Origin of the sequence: Shigella sp. FJ200513, assembly GCF_040495915.1 — a bacterium.
GTDB lineage: Bacteria > Pseudomonadota > Gammaproteobacteria > Enterobacterales > Enterobacteriaceae > ECMA0423.
Window position 1 is genome coordinate 15,003 of record NZ_JBDYCV010000048.1, and the last position, 14,621, is coordinate 29,623.

15 protein-coding genes and 1 pseudogene are annotated in these 14,621 nt (G+C 50.7%); 6 read left to right on the plus strand and 10 right to left on the minus strand.

All coding sequences use genetic code 11. The features are described from left to right. Window positions 1-150 precede the first annotated feature (150 nt). Window positions 151-1,020 (plus strand): DNA-binding transcriptional regulator HexR, encoded by an 870-nt coding sequence (hexR, locus tag ABZJ92_RS12075; protein ID WP_001056694.1) that lies wholly within the window; start codon window positions 151-153, stop codon window positions 1,018-1,020. A 127-nt stretch (window positions 1,021-1,147) separates the two neighbouring features. Beyond that, window positions 1,148-2,590, plus strand: coding sequence for a pyruvate kinase (gene pyk / locus ABZJ92_RS12080; protein ID WP_000044417.1), 1,443 nt, complete (start codon window positions 1,148-1,150; stop codon window positions 2,588-2,590). 130 nt (window positions 2,591-2,720) lie between these two features. Here pyk and lpxM read toward each other — a convergent pair whose 3' ends face one another. The 3 genes from lpxM to znuA form a co-directional block, all read right to left on the minus strand. After that, a complete protein-coding gene (gene lpxM / locus ABZJ92_RS12085) occupies window positions 2,721-3,692 on the minus strand; it encodes a lauroyl-Kdo(2)-lipid IV(A) myristoyltransferase (protein WP_000448385.1) in 972 nt (323 codons plus the stop codon). Between the two features lie 119 nt (window positions 3,693-3,811). Then, the gene (mepM, locus tag ABZJ92_RS12090; protein ID WP_001184045.1) at window positions 3,812-5,134 is read right to left on the minus strand and encodes a murein DD-endopeptidase MepM; all 1,323 of its coding nucleotides are present in this window, start codon (window positions 5,132-5,134) and stop codon (window positions 3,812-3,814) included. 15 nt (window positions 5,135-5,149) lie between these two features. After that, window positions 5,150-6,082 (minus strand): zinc ABC transporter substrate-binding protein ZnuA, encoded by a 933-nt coding sequence (gene znuA / locus ABZJ92_RS12095; protein WP_001342995.1) that lies wholly within the window; start codon window positions 6,080-6,082, stop codon window positions 5,150-5,152. A 78-nt stretch (window positions 6,083-6,160) separates the two neighbouring features. Between znuA and znuC the strand changes: the two genes are divergently transcribed. Next, entirely contained in the window at window positions 6,161-6,916 is a 756-nt protein-coding gene (gene znuC, locus ABZJ92_RS12100; RefSeq protein ID WP_000202992.1) for a zinc ABC transporter ATP-binding protein ZnuC, read from the plus strand. Continuing rightward, window positions 6,913-7,698 (plus strand): zinc ABC transporter permease subunit ZnuB, encoded by a 786-nt coding sequence (gene znuB, locus ABZJ92_RS12105; protein ID WP_000571470.1) that lies wholly within the window; start codon window positions 6,913-6,915, stop codon window positions 7,696-7,698. Before znuC ends, znuB begins: the two co-directional genes overlap by 4 nt. 146 nt (window positions 7,699-7,844) lie before the next feature. Here the strand turns inward: znuB and ruvB are convergent, their stop codons facing one another. The 3 genes from ruvB to yobI all read right to left on the minus strand — a co-directional run bounded on the left by ruvB (window position 7,845) and on the right by yobI (window position 9,679). Next, entirely contained in the window at window positions 7,845-8,855 is a 1,011-nt protein-coding gene (gene ruvB, locus ABZJ92_RS12110) for a Holliday junction branch migration DNA helicase RuvB (protein WP_000568525.1), read from the minus strand. Between the two features lie 8 nt (window positions 8,856-8,863). Continuing rightward, window positions 8,864-9,475, minus strand: a complete 612-nt coding sequence (gene ruvA, locus ABZJ92_RS12115) for a Holliday junction branch migration protein RuvA (RefSeq protein WP_000580324.1) — start codon at window positions 9,473-9,475, stop codon at window positions 8,864-8,866. Between the two features lie 138 nt (window positions 9,476-9,613). Then, window positions 9,614-9,679 (minus strand): stress response small protein YobI, encoded by a 66-nt coding sequence (gene yobI / locus ABZJ92_RS12120; RefSeq protein ID WP_001386853.1) that lies wholly within the window; start codon window positions 9,677-9,679, stop codon window positions 9,614-9,616. Window positions 9,680-9,748: 69 nt separating this feature from the next. On the opposite strand from yobI, the gene ABZJ92_RS12125 reads away from it, so the two are divergent. Then, entirely contained in the window at window positions 9,749-10,351 is a 603-nt protein-coding gene (locus tag ABZJ92_RS12125; RefSeq protein ID WP_001024930.1) for a YebB family permuted papain-like enzyme, read from the plus strand. Window position 10,352: 1 nt separating this feature from the next. Here ABZJ92_RS12125 and ruvC read toward each other — a convergent pair whose 3' ends face one another. From ruvC to aspS, 4 genes are all read right to left on the minus strand, one after another. Continuing rightward, window positions 10,353-10,874: a crossover junction endodeoxyribonuclease RuvC gene (ruvC, locus tag ABZJ92_RS12130; protein ID WP_000974712.1), complete on the minus strand. Its 522-nt coding sequence runs from the start codon at window positions 10,872-10,874 to the stop codon at window positions 10,353-10,355. Window positions 10,875-10,908: 34 nt separating this feature from the next. Further along, window positions 10,909-11,649, minus strand: coding sequence for a YebC/PmpR family DNA-binding transcriptional regulator (locus tag ABZJ92_RS12135; RefSeq protein WP_000907248.1), 741 nt, complete (start codon window positions 11,647-11,649; stop codon window positions 10,909-10,911). A 28-nt stretch (window positions 11,650-11,677) separates the two neighbouring features. After that, on the minus strand, window positions 11,678-12,130 hold the full coding sequence (gene nudB, locus ABZJ92_RS12140; protein WP_001300367.1) for a dihydroneopterin triphosphate diphosphatase: 453 nt from the start codon (window positions 12,128-12,130) through the stop codon (window positions 11,678-11,680). 117 nt (window positions 12,131-12,247) lie between these two features. Continuing rightward, on the minus strand, window positions 12,248-14,020 hold the full coding sequence (gene aspS / locus ABZJ92_RS12145; protein WP_001258670.1) for an aspartate--tRNA ligase: 1,773 nt from the start codon (window positions 14,018-14,020) through the stop codon (window positions 12,248-12,250). Window positions 14,021-14,329: 309 nt separating this feature from the next. Here aspS and ABZJ92_RS12150 point away from each other — a divergent pair. Next, window positions 14,330-14,548: pseudogene (locus ABZJ92_RS12150) on the plus strand (isochorismatase family protein); the annotation flags it as partial. Window positions 14,549-14,621: the final 73 nt, after the last annotated feature.

Below are 14,621 nucleotides of genomic sequence, written 5' to 3' on the forward strand. Positions count from 1 at the left end.
AAATCTGACACTGATCATGTTATGAAAAAAATAACAACTTTTTTATCTGCTTTTGTCATTAACACGGCACACAGGCGTAATATCTGACAAAACTGCATTTCGATTTCTTTCAGTGCGGAAATCGTCATTACCCGTGAGTCTCTTTACATCATGAATATGCTGGAAAAAATCCAGTCTCAGCTGGAACATTTGAGCAAATCAGAGCGCAAAGTTGCCGAGGTCATTCTGGCTTCGCCCGATAACGCGATCCATTCGAGTATTGCTGCTCTGGCGCTGGAAGCCAATGTTAGCGAACCGACGGTGAATCGTTTCTGTCGCAGCATGGACACGCGCGGTTTTCCTGATTTTAAACTTCATCTGGCACAAAGTCTGGCGAATGGCACTCCCTATGTTAATCGCAACGTCAATGAAGATGACAGCGTTGAATCATACACGGGGAAAATATTTGAGTCCGCAATGGCAACGCTCGATCATGTCCGTCATTCACTGGATAAATCTGCCATCAACCGCGCCGTCGACTTGCTCACTCAGGCAAAAAAAATCGCCTTTTTCGGATTAGGCTCTTCTGCCGCCGTTGCCCACGATGCGATGAATAAGTTCTTTCGTTTTAATGTTCCGGTGGTGTACTCCGATGATATCGTGCTGCAACGCATGAGTTGTATGAATTGTAGCGACGGAGACGTGGTGGTGCTGATTTCTCACACAGGAAGAACAAAAAATCTGGTCGAGCTGGCGCAGCTGGCACGCGAAAACGACGCCATGGTGATTGCCCTCACCTCTGCGGGTACCCCGCTCGCCCGGGAAGCAACGCTGGCAATTACCCTCGACGTACCGGAAGATACTGACATTTATATGCCCATGGTTTCTCGACTTGCACAGCTGACCGTGATAGATGTGCTGGCGACAGGATTTACTTTGCGACGCGGTGCAAAATTCAGAGATAACTTGAAGCGGGTCAAGGAAGCGCTGAAGGAATCGCGTTTTGATAAGCAGTTACTTAATTTAAGTGACGATCGCTAAAAGCGACTGTCACTGTCCTAATCTTATACGACATCCGAATGAGATTAATTTATCGCCATCGCGGCGTTATTTCATTCGGATTTCATGTTCAAGCAACACCTGGTTGTTTCAGTCAACGGAGTATTACATGTCCAAAAGGCTTCGCAGAACAAAAATCGTTACCACGTTAGGCCCAGCAACAGATCGCGATAATAATCTTGAAAAAGTTATCGCGGCGGGTGCCAACGTTGTACGTATGAACTTTTCTCACGGCTCGCCTGAAGATCACAAAATGCGCGCGGATAAAGTTCGTGAGATTGCCGCAAAACTGGGGCGTCATGTGGCTATTCTGGGTGACCTCCAGGGGCCCAAAATCCGTGTATCCACCTTTAAAGAAGGCAAAGTTTTCCTCAATATTGGGGATAAATTCCTGCTCGACGCCAACCTGGGTAAAGGTGAAGGCGACAAAGAAAAAGTCGGTATCGACTACAAAGGCCTGCCTACTGACGTCGTGCCTGGTGACATCCTGCTGCTGGACGATGGTCGCGTCCAGTTAAAAGTACTGGAAGTTCAGGGCATGAAAGTGTTCACCGAAGTCACCGTCGGTGGTCCCCTCTCCAACAATAAAGGTATCAACAAACTTGGCGGCGGTTTGTCGGCTGAAGCGCTGACCGAAAAAGACAAAGCAGACATTAAGACTGCGGCGTTGATTGGCGTAGATTACCTGGCTGTCTCCTTCCCACGCTGTGGCGAAGATCTGAACTATGCCCGTCGCCTGGCACGCGATGCAGGATGTGATGCGAAAATTGTTGCCAAGGTTGAACGTGCGGAAGCCGTTTGCAGCCAGGATGCAATGGATGACATCATCCTCGCCTCTGACGTGGTAATGGTTGCACGTGGCGACCTCGGTGTGGAAATTGGCGACCCGGAACTGGTCGGCATTCAGAAAGCGTTGATCCGTCGTGCGCGTCAGCTAAACCGAGCGGTAATCACGGCGACCCAGATGATGGAGTCAATGATTACTAACCCGATGCCGACGCGTGCAGAAGTCATGGACGTAGCAAACGCCGTTCTGGATGGTACTGACGCTGTGATGCTGTCTGCAGAAACTGCCGCTGGGCAGTATCCGTCAGAAACTGTTGCAGCCATGGCGCGCGTTTGCCTGGGTGCGGAAAAAATCCCGAGCATCAACGTTTCTAAACACCGTCTGGACGTTCAGTTCGACAATGTGGAAGAAGCTATTGCCATGTCGGCAATGTACGCAGCTAACCACCTGAAGGGCGTTACGGCGATCATTACCATGACCGAATCGGGTCGTACCGCGCTGATGACCTCCCGTATCAGCTCTGGTCTACCAATTTTCGCCATGTCGCGCCATGAACGTACGCTGAACCTGACTGCTCTCTATCGTGGCGTTACGCCGGTGCCCTTTGATAGCGCTAATGACGGCGTAGCAGCTGCCAGCGAAGCGGTTAATCTGCTGCGCGATAAAGGTTACTTGATGTCTGGTGACCTGGTGATTGTCACCCAAGGCGACGTGATGAGTACCGTGGGTTCTACTAATACCACGCGTATTTTAACGGTAGAGTAAGTACGTTGCCGGATGCGGCGAAAACGCCACATCCGGCCTATAGTTCAATGATAGTTCAACAGATTTCGAATATTCTGAAGCAAACTTGAACTTATCATCAGGCGAAGGCCTCTCCTCGCGAGAGGCTTTTTTATTTGATGGGATAAAGATCTTTGCGCTTATACGGCTGGATTTCGCCCGGTTTGCGAGTTTTCAGCAATTTTAGTATCCAGGTGTATTGTTCTGGTCGCGGACCAACAAAAATCTCGACTTCTTCATTCATCCGCCGCTCAATCGTATGATCATCCGCCTCTAACAGATCATCCATCGGTGGGCGCACCTGAATCGTCAGACGATGCGTCTTGCCATCATAAATCGGAAACAGCGGTACAACGCGCGCACGGCATACTTTCATCAAACGACCAATCGCGGGCAACGTCGCTTTATAGGTGGCAAAGAAATCCACAAATTCGCTGTGCTCTGGGCCATGATCCTGATCGGGTAAATAATATCCCCAGTACCCCTGACGTACCGACTGGATGAATGGTTTAATACCGTCATTTCTCGCATGCAGACGACCGCCAAAGCGACGACGCACCGTGTTCCAGACATAATCAAAAACCGGGTTGCCCTGATTATGGAACATCGCTGCCATTTTCTGCCCTTGCGAGGCCATCAGCATGGCAGGAATATCGACGGCCCAACCGTGCGGCACCAGAAAGATAACTTTCTCGTTATTACGCCGCATCTCTTCGATGATCTCCAGCCCTTGCCAGCCAACGCGCGGCTGAATTTTCTCCGGCCCGCGTATTGCCAACTCAGCCATCATTGCCATCGCTTGCGGCGCGGTGGCAAACATCTCATCAACAATCGCTTCGCGTTCAGCTTCACTACGTTCTGGAAAGCAGAGCGACAGATTGATTAACGCACGACGGCGTGAGCTTTTTCCCAGTCGTCCGGCAAAACGTCCCAGCCGTGCCAGAATGGGATCACGGAACTTTGGCGGCGTTAAAGCGATACCCGCCATCGCTGCTACACCCAGCCATGCTCCCCAGTAGCGCGGGTGGCGAAAGGATTTATCAAACTCAGGAATGTATTCGCTATTATTTTTTTTCGTTTCCATGCTTTTCCAGTTTCGGATAAGGCAAAAATCAATCTGGTGATAGTGTAGCGGCACAACTTGCCCCGCACCAAATAAAAAAAGCCGGTACTGACTGCGTACCGGCTGCGAATGGATGTTAATTAATCAAACCGTAGCTGCGGCACAATCTCTTTGGCCTGCGCCAGGAATTCGCGACGATCGGAGCCGGTCAGCCCTTCGGTACGCGGCAGTTTTGCCGTCAGCGGGTTTACGGCCTGCTGGTTTATCCATACTTCATAGTGCAGATGCGGCCCAGTTGAACGTCCGGTATTACCGGAAAGCGCGATACGGTCGCCACGTTTCACCTTCTGTCCCGGTTTCACCAGAATCTTGCGCAAGTGCATATAACGCGTGGTGTAGCTGCGACCATGACGAATAGCCACATAATAACCTGCTGCGCCACTGCGTTTGGCAACCACCACTTCACCGTCACCCACTGAAAGCACTGGCGTACCTTGTGGCATGGCGAAATCAACACCTCTGTGTGGTGCAACGCGACCTGTCACCGGATTAGTTCGACGCGGGTTAAAGTTAGACGAGATACGGAACTGTTTCGCCGTCGGGAATCGCAAGAATCCTTTCGCCAGACCAGTACCGTTACGATCGTAGAATTTGCCATCCTCAGCGCGGATTGCGTAATAATCTTTACCTTCTGAACGCAAACGTACGCCCAGCAGCTGGCTTTGCTCACGTTTACCATCAAGCATTTCTCGAGACATTAATACCGCAAATTCATCGCCTTTTTTCAGTTTGCGGAAATCCATTTGCCACTGCATGGCTTTAATCACTGCGCTCACTTCGGCGCTGGTTAAACCGGCGTTTCTGGCGCTGGCAACAAAGCTCCCTCCGACGGTACCTTTCAGCAGATTGTTAACCCACTCTCCTTGCTGCATTTCGCTGGTCATTTTAAAACCGTTAGCGGCAGTACGGTCATAGGTTCGGGTTTCACGACGAGACACTTCCCAGGTGAGGCGCTGCAGTTCGCCGTCCGCGGTTAATGTCCAGGAGAGTTGTTGACCGATTTTCAGGTTACGCAATTCTTTGTCGGCAGCAGCAAGTTGGGTGATATCACCCATATCAATACCATACTGATTGAGAATGCTGCTTAGCGTATCGCCAGTGGAAACAACATATTCATGCACGCCCGCTTCACCGGCGATTTTGTCATCCAGTTCGTCCTGGGGAATGGCTTCATCTTCTTGTGCAGCTTGATCAATCGGCTCACTGGCTTCAGGTAAGAGCGAACGAATTTCGTTCTGTTCCAGCTCAATGGTTTTGACAATTGGCGTGGCATCACGGTGATAAACATAGGGCCGCCAGACAGCGACGGCCAGAGTAAGAACGGTGAGCGACCCCAACATAACGCGGTGTGGTCGCGGTAAATTATTAAACGCCAGGGCGACAGAGCGGGCTATCTGTTGCACGTAATCACTTCCTCATTAATCTCCTTTCAGGCAGCTCGCATACTGGTTGGCTAATTGACTCAGGAATTCTGAATAGCTTGTTTTACCCAGTTTGATATTCGTCCCCAGGGGATCCAACGTTCCCATACGAACGGATGTCCCTCGTGCGACGCTCTCAACGACCGCTGGCCTGAACTGTGGCTCAGCAAAAACGCAGGTTGCTTTTTGCTCAACCAACTGTGTTCTTATTTCATGTAAACGCTGCGCGCCAGGTTGAATCTCAGGGTTAACGGTAAAATGACCAAGCGGTGTCAGTCCGAACTGTTTTTCGAAATAGCCGTAAGCATCGTGAAAAACGAAATAACCTTTCCCCTTGAGCGGCGCGAGCTCGTTACCAACCTGCGTTTCGGTTGAGGCCAATTGTGCCTCAAAATCCTTCAGGTTGGCGTCAAGTTTGGCTCGACTTTGCGGCATAAGTTCCACTAATTTTCCATGGATTGCAACCGCTGTAGCCCGCGCTATCTCTGGGGAAAGCCAAAGATGCATGTTGAAATCGCCGTGATGGTGATCTTCGTCACTTTTTTCCGCGTGGTCGTGATCATCATCATCGCCGTGAATACTTTTCATCAGTAGCGGTTTCACATCTTCAAGCTGCGCAATCGTTACCTGCTTCGCTTCTGGTAATTTGCTTACCGGTTTTTGCATAAACGCTTCCATCTCCGGGCCAACCCAAACGACTAAGTCCGCGTTCTGTAAGCGTTTTACATCCGATGGACGCAGTGAATAATCATGTTCTGAAGCGCCGTCAGGCAGTAAAACCTCCGTTTCTGTTACACCATCAGCAATGGCAGAAGCGATGAACCCAACGGGTTTAAGCGAAGCGACAACGGCGGCATCTGCGGCCTGTGTTGCACCTCCCCAGAGAGCGGCGGATAATGCTGCGAAAAGAAGCGTTTTTTTATGTAACATAATGCGACCAATCATCGTAATGAATATGAGAAGTGTGATATTATAACATTTCATGACTACTGCAAGACTAAAATTAACATGACAAGTCTGGTTTCCCTGGAAAATGTCTCGGTTTCTTTTGGCCAACGCCGCGTCCTCTCTGATGTGTCGCTGGAACTTAAACCTGGAAAAATTTTGACTTTACTTGGGCCAAATGGCGCAGGTAAGTCGACACTGGTACGGGTAGTGCTCGGGCTGGTAACACCCGATGAAGGGGTTATCAAGCGCAACGGAAAACTGCGCATCGGCTATGTACCGCAGAAGCTGTATCTCGACACCACGTTGCCACTGACCGTAAACCGTTTTTTACGCTTACGCCCTGGTACACATAAAGAAGATATTTTGCCTGCACTGAAACGTGTCCAGGCCGGGCACCTGATTAACGCACCGATGCAAAAGCTCTCTGGTGGCGAAACGCAGCGTGTACTATTAGCGCGAGCATTGTTAAATTGCCCGCAATTATTAGTGCTGGATGAACCCACTCAAGGCGTGGATGTAAATGGCCAAGTGGCGTTATATGACCTTATTGACCAGTTGCGTCGTGAACTGGATTGTGGCGTTTTAATGGTTTCTCACGATCTGCATCTGGTGATGGCAAAAACCGATGAAGTGCTGTGCCTGAATCACCACATTTGTTGTTCCGGCACACCGGAAGTTGTTTCCCTGCATCCGGAGTTTATTTCAATGTTTGGTCCTCGTGGTGCTGAACAACTGGGTATCTATCGCCATCATCATAATCATCGTCACGATTTACAGGGACGAATTGTTTTGCGTCGGGGAAATGATCGCTCATGATTGAATTATTATTTCCCGGTTGGTTAGCCGGGATCATGCTCGCCTGTGCCGCGGGTCCGCTGGGTTCGTTTGTAGTCTGGCGTCGTATGTCTTATTTCGGTGATACGCTGGCTCATGCCTCATTACTTGGTGTCGCGTTTGGTTTGTTGCTGGACGTGAATCCATTCTATGCGGTGATTGCCGTTACGCTGCTGCTGGCGGGCGGTCTGGTATGGCTGGAGAAGCGTCCACAGCTGGCGATCGACACGTTATTAGGGATTATGGCGCACAGTGCCCTGTCGCTGGGCCTAGTGGTCGTTAGTCTGATGTCTAACATTCGTGTTGATTTGATGGCTTACCTGTTCGGTGATTTACTGGCAGTGACGCCAGAAGATCTCATCTCTATTGCGATTGGCGTGGTCATCGTGGTGGCTATTTTGTTCTGGCAATGGCGCAATTTGCTGTCGATGACGATTAGCCCGGATCTGGCGTTTGTTGATGGTGTGAAATTACAGCAAGTGAAATTGTTGTTGATGCTGGTGACGGCATTGACGATTGGTGTAGCGATGAAATTTGTCGGTGCGTTGATTATTACTTCGTTGCTGATTATTCCTGCAGCTACTGCGCGTCGCTTTGCCCGTACGCCGGAACAGATGGCTGGTGTCGCTGTTTTGGTGGGGATGGTGGCAGTAACTGGCGGTTTAACCTTTTCCGCGTTTTACGATACGCCGGCGGGTCCGTCGGTGGTGCTATGTGCGGCACTGTTATTTATTATCAGTATGATGAAAAAGCAGGCCAGCTAATCTATCGCTGAACACATTTGTCGGATGCGGCGCGAGCGCCTTATCCGACCTACGGTTCGCTATCTCTGGCTGGCCTGATAAGACGCGAACAGTGTCGCATCAGACACACTGCCAGTGTCGGATGCGGCGCGAGCGACCAATCCGACTTACGGCATTTCTGGCGGCGTTATGCCAAAGTGATTCCACGCCCGCGTCGTCGCCATACGCCCGCGCGGTGTACGCTGCAAAAAGCCTTGCTGAATCAAATAAGGTTCCAGTACATCTTCAATGGTTTCACGTTCTTCGCCAATGGCTGCCGCCAGGTTATCCAGACCTACCGGCCCACCAAAGAACTTATCGATTACCGCCAGCAACAATTTGCGGTCCATATAATCGAAACCTTCAGCATCGACATTCAACATATCCAGCGCCTGAGCAGCGATATCTGCCGAGATGGTGCCATCGTGCTTCACTTCGGCGAAATCACGCACTCGACGCAGCAGACGGTTGGCAATACGTGGCGTACCGCGAGCGCGACGAGCTACTTCCTGCGCACCGTCATCACTCATCTCAAGCCCCATAAAGCGTGCACTGCGACTGACGATATATTGCAGATCCGGCACCTGATAAAACTCCAGACGTTGCACAATACCAAAACGGTCGCGCAACGGTGATGTCAGCGAACCTGCGCGCGTGGTTGCGCCAATCAGGGTAAACGGCGGCAAATCAATTTTAATGGAGCGTGCCGCCGGACCTTCACCAATCATGATATCCAGTTGGTAGTCTTCCATTGCCGGGTACAGCACTTCTTCAACAACTGGCGATAAACGGTGGATCTCATCAATAAACAGCACGTCATGCGGTTCAAGGTTAGTGAGCATCGCAGCCAAATCGCCCGCCTTTTCCAGCACCGGACCAGAAGTCGTGCGTAAATTAACGCCCATTTCATTGGCGACAATGTTGGCAAGCGTAGTTTTACCCAACCCCGGAGGACCAAAAATCAACAAATGATCGAGGGCATCGCCGCGCAGTTTCGCTGCTTTGATGAAAATCTCCATCTGTGAACGAACCTGCGGCTGACCAACATACTCTTCCAGTAATTTAGGGCGAATGGCGCGATCTGCTACATCTTCCGGCAAAGTGGTACCGGCAGAAATCAGACGGTCTGCTTCAATCATCCTTTACCTCATAACGCGGCGCGTAGGGCTTCGCGAATTAATGTTTCACTGCTGGTGTCAGGGCGAGCGATTTTGCTCACCATGCGGCTTGCTTCTTGTGGTTTATAGCCTAGCGCCACCAGCGCGGCAACTGCTTCTTGTTCAGCATCGTCGGTCGCCGGGCTAGCAGGAGACGTGAGTACCAGGTCGGCGGCTGGCGTAAAGAGATCGCCATGCAAACCTTTAAATCGGTCTTTCATTTCAACAATCAAGCGTTCGGCGGTTTTTTTGCCAATACCCGGCAGTTTCACCAGTGCCCCCACTTCTTCACGCTCAACGGCATTAACGAACTGCTGCGCTGACATTCCGGAGAGGATCGCCAGGGCCAACTTCGGGCCGACGCCGTTGGTTTTGATCAACTCTTTGAACAACGTGCGTTCTTGTTTATTGTTAAAACCGTACAGCAGTTGCGCGTCTTCACGCACCACAAAGTGGGTGAAAACGATCGCTTCCTGACCCGCTTCAGGGAGTTCATAAAAACAGGTCATCGGCATATGCACTTCATAGCCTACGCCGCCCACTTCAATTAACACCAGCGGGGGTTGTTTTTCAATGATGATGCCTCTGAGTCTGCCTATCACATGACGCTCCTGCGTAATGAATCAAAGATAATGCTGTATGATAAAAAAATGCTGGATAGATATCCAGCGAAGGATGAAGAAAACTTGCGAGGTGTCCCGATGATCTGAAAAATGGCACAGTATAATTTATTCAACAGGTTATATTGGAAGCAAATATTTGAATATTACATATTCAGTGAAGAAATGCGTAATAAAAATATACATTGCGACTCCTGAAAAATAATTTTTTTATGCTATTACGTATATTTGTATCTATTTCAATGGAATGACAACGTGAATATTAATTACCCTGCTGAATATGAAATTGGAGATATCGTCTTTACATGTATAGGTGCTGCCTTATTTGGTCAAATATCAGCTGCATCAAATTGCTGGAGTAATCACGTCGGGATCATTATCGGTCATAACGGTGAAGACTTCCTGGTTGCAGAAAGCCGGGTTCCCCTTTCAACCATCACCACGCTATCTCGTTTTATTAAACGTTCGTCTAATCAACGCTATGCTATAAAGCGATTAGACGCTGGGCTGACAGAACAACAAAAACAACGAATTGTTGAACAGGTTCCCTCCCGGCTACGCAAACTTTACCACACGGGTTTTAAATACGAATCTTCGCGCCAGTTCTGTTCAAAATTTGTCTTTGATATTTATAAAGAGGCGCTATGTATTCCGGTGGGTGAAATAGAGACGTTTGGACAACTGTTAAATAGCAATCCGAATGCAAAACTCACTTTCTGGAAATTCTGGTTCTTAGGTTCTATTCCGTGGGAGCGTAAAACCGTCACGCCAGCCAGTTTGTGGCATCATCCGGGTTTGGTGTTGATTCACGCGGAGGGAGTTGAAACGCCTCAGCCGGAACTGACCGAGGCGGTATAACTTAACGCAGTCGCCCTCTCGTCAGGTTCAGCCGCGATTCGCTCATCTGCATCGCATTCTGACTAACGTGGCAGTGGGTGATGGCAATCGCCAGCGCATCGGCGGCATCCGCCTGTGGATTAGCGGGCAGTTTCAGCAAGGTGCGGACCATATGCTGCACCTGGCTTTTTTCGGCACTACCCATACCTACCACCGTTTGCTTTACCTGACGTGCCGCGTATTCAAATACCGGCAATTCCTGATTCACCGCCGCAACAATCGCCACGCCGCGCGCCTGGCCCAGTTTCAGGGCTGAGTCAGCGTTCTTCGCCATAAAGACTTGTTCAATGGCGAAATAATCAGGCTGGAACTGGGTGATGATTTCCGTCACGCCCGCATAGATGAGCTTCAGACGAGACGGTAAATCATCCACTTTGGTGCGTATGCATCCGCTACCCAGGTAGGACAGTTGCCTACCTACCTGGCGGATGACGCCGTAGCCGGTCACGCGCGAACCCGGGTCAATGCCGAGAATAATAGCCATCACGCGTCTCCGTTTTGCTGTTTAGCAGGCATCATCAGAGAGTCGCTGCAACCTCATCAGAGATTTCACCGTTATGGTAAACTTCCTGCACGTCGTCGCAATCTTCCAGCATATCGATCAGACGCATCAGTTTCGGCGCGGTTTCTGCATCCATATCAGCTTTGGTGGACGGGATCATGGAAACTTCCGCGCTGTCTGCTTTCAGACCTGCCGCTTCCAGAGCGTCGCGCACTTTACCCATTTCTTCCCATGCAGTGTAGACATCAATCGCGCCGTCATCATATGTCACAACGTCTTCAGCACCTGCTTCCAGAGCTGCTTCCATGATGGTGTCTTCGTCGCCTTTCTCGAAGGAGATCACGCCTTTTTTGCTGAACAGATAAGCTACGGAACCGTCAGTGCCGAGGTTACCGCCACATTTGCTGAATGCGTGACGCACTTCAGCAACGGTACGGTTGCGGTTGTCAGACAGACATTCAATCATGATTGCCGTGCCGCCAGGACCGTAACCTTCGTAGATGATGGTTTCCATGTTTGCATCATCATCACCGCCCACACCACGTGCAATTGCGCGGTTCAGTGTGTCACGGGTCATGTTGTTAGACAGTGCTTTATCCACCGCCGCACGCAGACGCGGGTTAGCGTCCGGATCGCCACCGCCCAGCTTAGCCGCGGTTACCAGCTCACGAATGATTTTAGTGAAGATTTTACCGCGCTTAGCATCCTGCGCAGCTTTACGATGTCTGGTGTTGGCCCATTTACTATGACCTGCCATAAAAATATCTCCAGATAGCCCTGCCTGTTCAGGCAGCGTTAATTACAAACTGTTCAATCGCCTGCCGGTTGCTCCAGGACTTAGTGAGCGCCGCCGCAGCAGGCGCATCAAGCCACTTGTAAGCCAGATGTTCAGTGAAAACGATCTGCCGCTCGTGCGGAAGCGCAAGACAGAACCATGATTCCGTATTACGCGTCACGCCCGGCGCATAGCGATGACGTAAATGTGAAAAAATTTCAAACTCTACCGTGCGCTGACAGTCAATTAAGGTCAGTTGTTCAGCGACAACATCAATGGTAACCTCTTCCTTTACTTCGCGCATGGCAGCTTGCGGCGCGGTTTCACCCTCTTCCACGCTGCCGGTTACCGACTGCCAGAAATCGGGATCGTCACGCCGCTGCAACATCAGCACCCGTTTCGTATCTTGTGCATAGATGACCACTAAGATCGAAACGGGACGCTTATACACTTTATCCTTCACGCTGCCTCTTCGTTGACTGCCTTCGCTCATCCCATTCACATAGTTATCTATGCTCATGGGAGTTCACTCAGTTGCCGCCTTGATGCAACGCGAATGATTTCGTGTATTTGAGTCATATCAGTTATTCTCAGCCTTCTTCACAACCTGAATGCTCAGCTCAGCCAGTGCAGTCGGGTTAGCAAAGCTCGGTGCTTCAGTCATCAGACACGCTGCCGCCGTGGTTTTCGGGAAGGCGATAACGTCACGGATATTGTCGGTGCCAGTCAGCAGCATGGTCAGACGGTCAAGACCGAATGCCAGACCTGCGTGCGGCGGAGTACCGTATTTCAGGGCGTCGAGCAGGAAGCCGAATTTCTCGCGCTGTTCCTCTTCGTTGATACCCAGAATACCAAACACCGTCTGCTGCATATCACCATTATGGATACGTACTGAACCACCGCCCACTTCGTAACCATTGATGACCATATCGTAAGCGTTCGCCACCGCATTTTCCGGTGCAGCTTTCAGTTCTGCAGCAGTCATATCTTTCGGTGAGGTGAACGGATGGTGCATTGCCGTCAGGCCGCCTTCACCGTCGTCTTCAAACATCGGGAAGTCGATAACCCACAGCGGTGCCCATTTGCTTTCGTCGGTCAGACCAAGGTCTTTACCCACTTTCAGGAGCAGTGCGCCCATCCCGTCGGCAACAATTTTCTTGTTGTCGGCACCGAAGAAAATCATATCGCCATCTTGCGCGGCAGTACGATCCAGGATGGCTTCGATGATTTCTGCATTAAGGAACTTCGCTACCGGGCTGTTGATACCTTCCAGACCTTTCGCGCGTTCGTTAACTTTGATGTAAGCCAGACCTTTCGCGCCGTAGATTTTAACGAAGTTACCGTATTCGTCGATCTGCTTACGGGTCAGCGATGCGCCACCCGGAACACGTAGAGCGGCAACACGGCCTTTCGGATCGTTCGCTGGCCCCGCAAATACTGCAAACTCAACAGATTTCAGCAGATCGGCAACGTCGGTCAGTTCCATCGGGTTACGCAGATCCGGTTTATCAGAACCATAACGGCGTTCTGCTTCCGCAAAGGTCATTACCGGGAAATCGCCCAGATCCACGCCCTTCACTTCCAGCCACAAATGACGCACCAGCGCTTCCATCACTTCACGCACTTGCGGCGCGGTCATGAAAGAAGTTTCCACATCGATCTGAGTAAATTCAGGCTGACGATCAGCGCGCAGGTCTTCGTCACGGAAGCATTTAACGATCTGATAGTAACGGTCAAAACCGGACATCATCAGCAGCTGTTTGAACAACTGTGGGGATTGCGGCAGTGCGTAGAATTTACCTTTGTGCACACGAGAAGGCACCAGGTAGTCACGCGCGCCTTCCGGCGTGGCTTTGGTCAGCATCGGAGTTTCGATGTCGAGGAAGCCGTGGTCATCCATAAAACGGCGCACCAGGCTGGTGATTTTAGCGCGGGTTTTCAGGCGTTGCGCCATTTCCGGGCGACGCAGGTCGAGGTAGCGGTATTTCAGACGCGCTTCTTCGGTGTTGACGTGGTTAGAGTCAAGCGGCAGAACATCTGCGCGGTTGATGATAGTCAGCGAGGACGCCAGCACTTCAATTTCGCCGGTCGCCATATCGCGGTTAATATTTTTTTCGTCACGCGCACGTACGGTGCCCGTAACCTGAATGCAGAACTCATTACGCAGTTCAGAGGCCAGCTTTAACGCGTCCGCACGATCCGGATCGAAAAATACCTGCACGATACCTTCGCGGTCGCGCATATCGATGAAGATCAGGCTACCAAGATCACGACGACGGTTGACCCAACCACACAGAGTCACCTGCTGCCCCACGTGGGACAAACGGAGCTGTCCACAATATTCTGTACGCATGAGATATCCCTTAACTTAGCTGCCGGCGGATGCCCCCTGCTGCGCAGGTGACCAAGTCGCAGCGTTAGCTGTATGTCACAACTGAATGAAAAAAGGCGGCTATTATACTGGAAATTCTGCCGCACCGTAAGAGCCTGGCCCGCGCTGGAACGCCTCGTTACCACTTTATATCGGGCCTGAAATCAGACTCTACGCCAGTTTGCTATAAAGGTGTTGCCCGAACTCATAAAAATTAACAAAATTTGTCGTTCCGCCATCGGCTAATCGCATTAAGGTGTGAGGCACGATTTTGTTTTTTCAGGAGTCAGCATGCTTGAACTTAATGCTAAAACCACTGCGTTGGTGGTGATCGATTTACAAGAAGGCATCTTACCTTTTGCCGGTGGTCCACATACTGCCGATGAGGTAGTTAATCGCGCCGGGAAGCTGGCGGCGAAATTTCGCGCCAGCGGTCAGCCCGTGTTTCTGGTGCGAGTTGGCTGGTCTGCCGATTACGCCGAAGCATTAAAACAGCCGGTTGATGCCCCCGTTACTTTATTCGTACCCCTTATAATGGGGTGTTAGCCAGCCAGACCCGGCATGATTACTGCCCCCAGTCGTC

Excerpts from the sequence above, each read along its gene's own strand:
- ruvB (WP_000568525.1), bottom strand. The coding sequence starts at position 8,855 with ATGATTGAAGCAGACCGTCTGATTTCTGCCGGTACCACTTTGCCGGAA.
- znuA (WP_001342995.1), bottom strand. The coding sequence starts at position 6,082 with ATGTTACATAAAAAAACGCTTCTTTTCGCAGCATTATCCGCCGCTCTC.
- znuB (WP_000571470.1), top strand. The coding sequence starts at position 6,913 with ATGATTGAATTATTATTTCCCGGTTGGTTAGCCGGGATCATGCTCGCC.
- ruvC (WP_000974712.1), bottom strand. The coding sequence starts at position 10,874 with ATGGCTATTATTCTCGGCATTGACCCGGGTTCGCGCGTGACCGGCTAC.
- hexR (WP_001056694.1), top strand. The coding sequence starts at position 151 with ATGAATATGCTGGAAAAAATCCAGTCTCAGCTGGAACATTTGAGCAAA.
- pyk (WP_000044417.1), top strand. The coding sequence starts at position 1,148 with ATGTCCAAAAGGCTTCGCAGAACAAAAATCGTTACCACGTTAGGCCCA.
- aspS (WP_001258670.1), bottom strand. The coding sequence starts at position 14,020 with ATGCGTACAGAATATTGTGGACAGCTCCGTTTGTCCCACGTGGGGCAG.
- ABZJ92_RS12135 (WP_000907248.1), bottom strand. The coding sequence starts at position 11,649 with ATGGCAGGTCATAGTAAATGGGCCAACACCAGACATCGTAAAGCTGCG.
- lpxM (WP_000448385.1), bottom strand. The coding sequence starts at position 3,692 with ATGGAAACGAAAAAAAATAATAGCGAATACATTCCTGAGTTTGATAAA.
- znuC (WP_000202992.1), top strand. The coding sequence starts at position 6,161 with ATGACAAGTCTGGTTTCCCTGGAAAATGTCTCGGTTTCTTTTGGCCAA.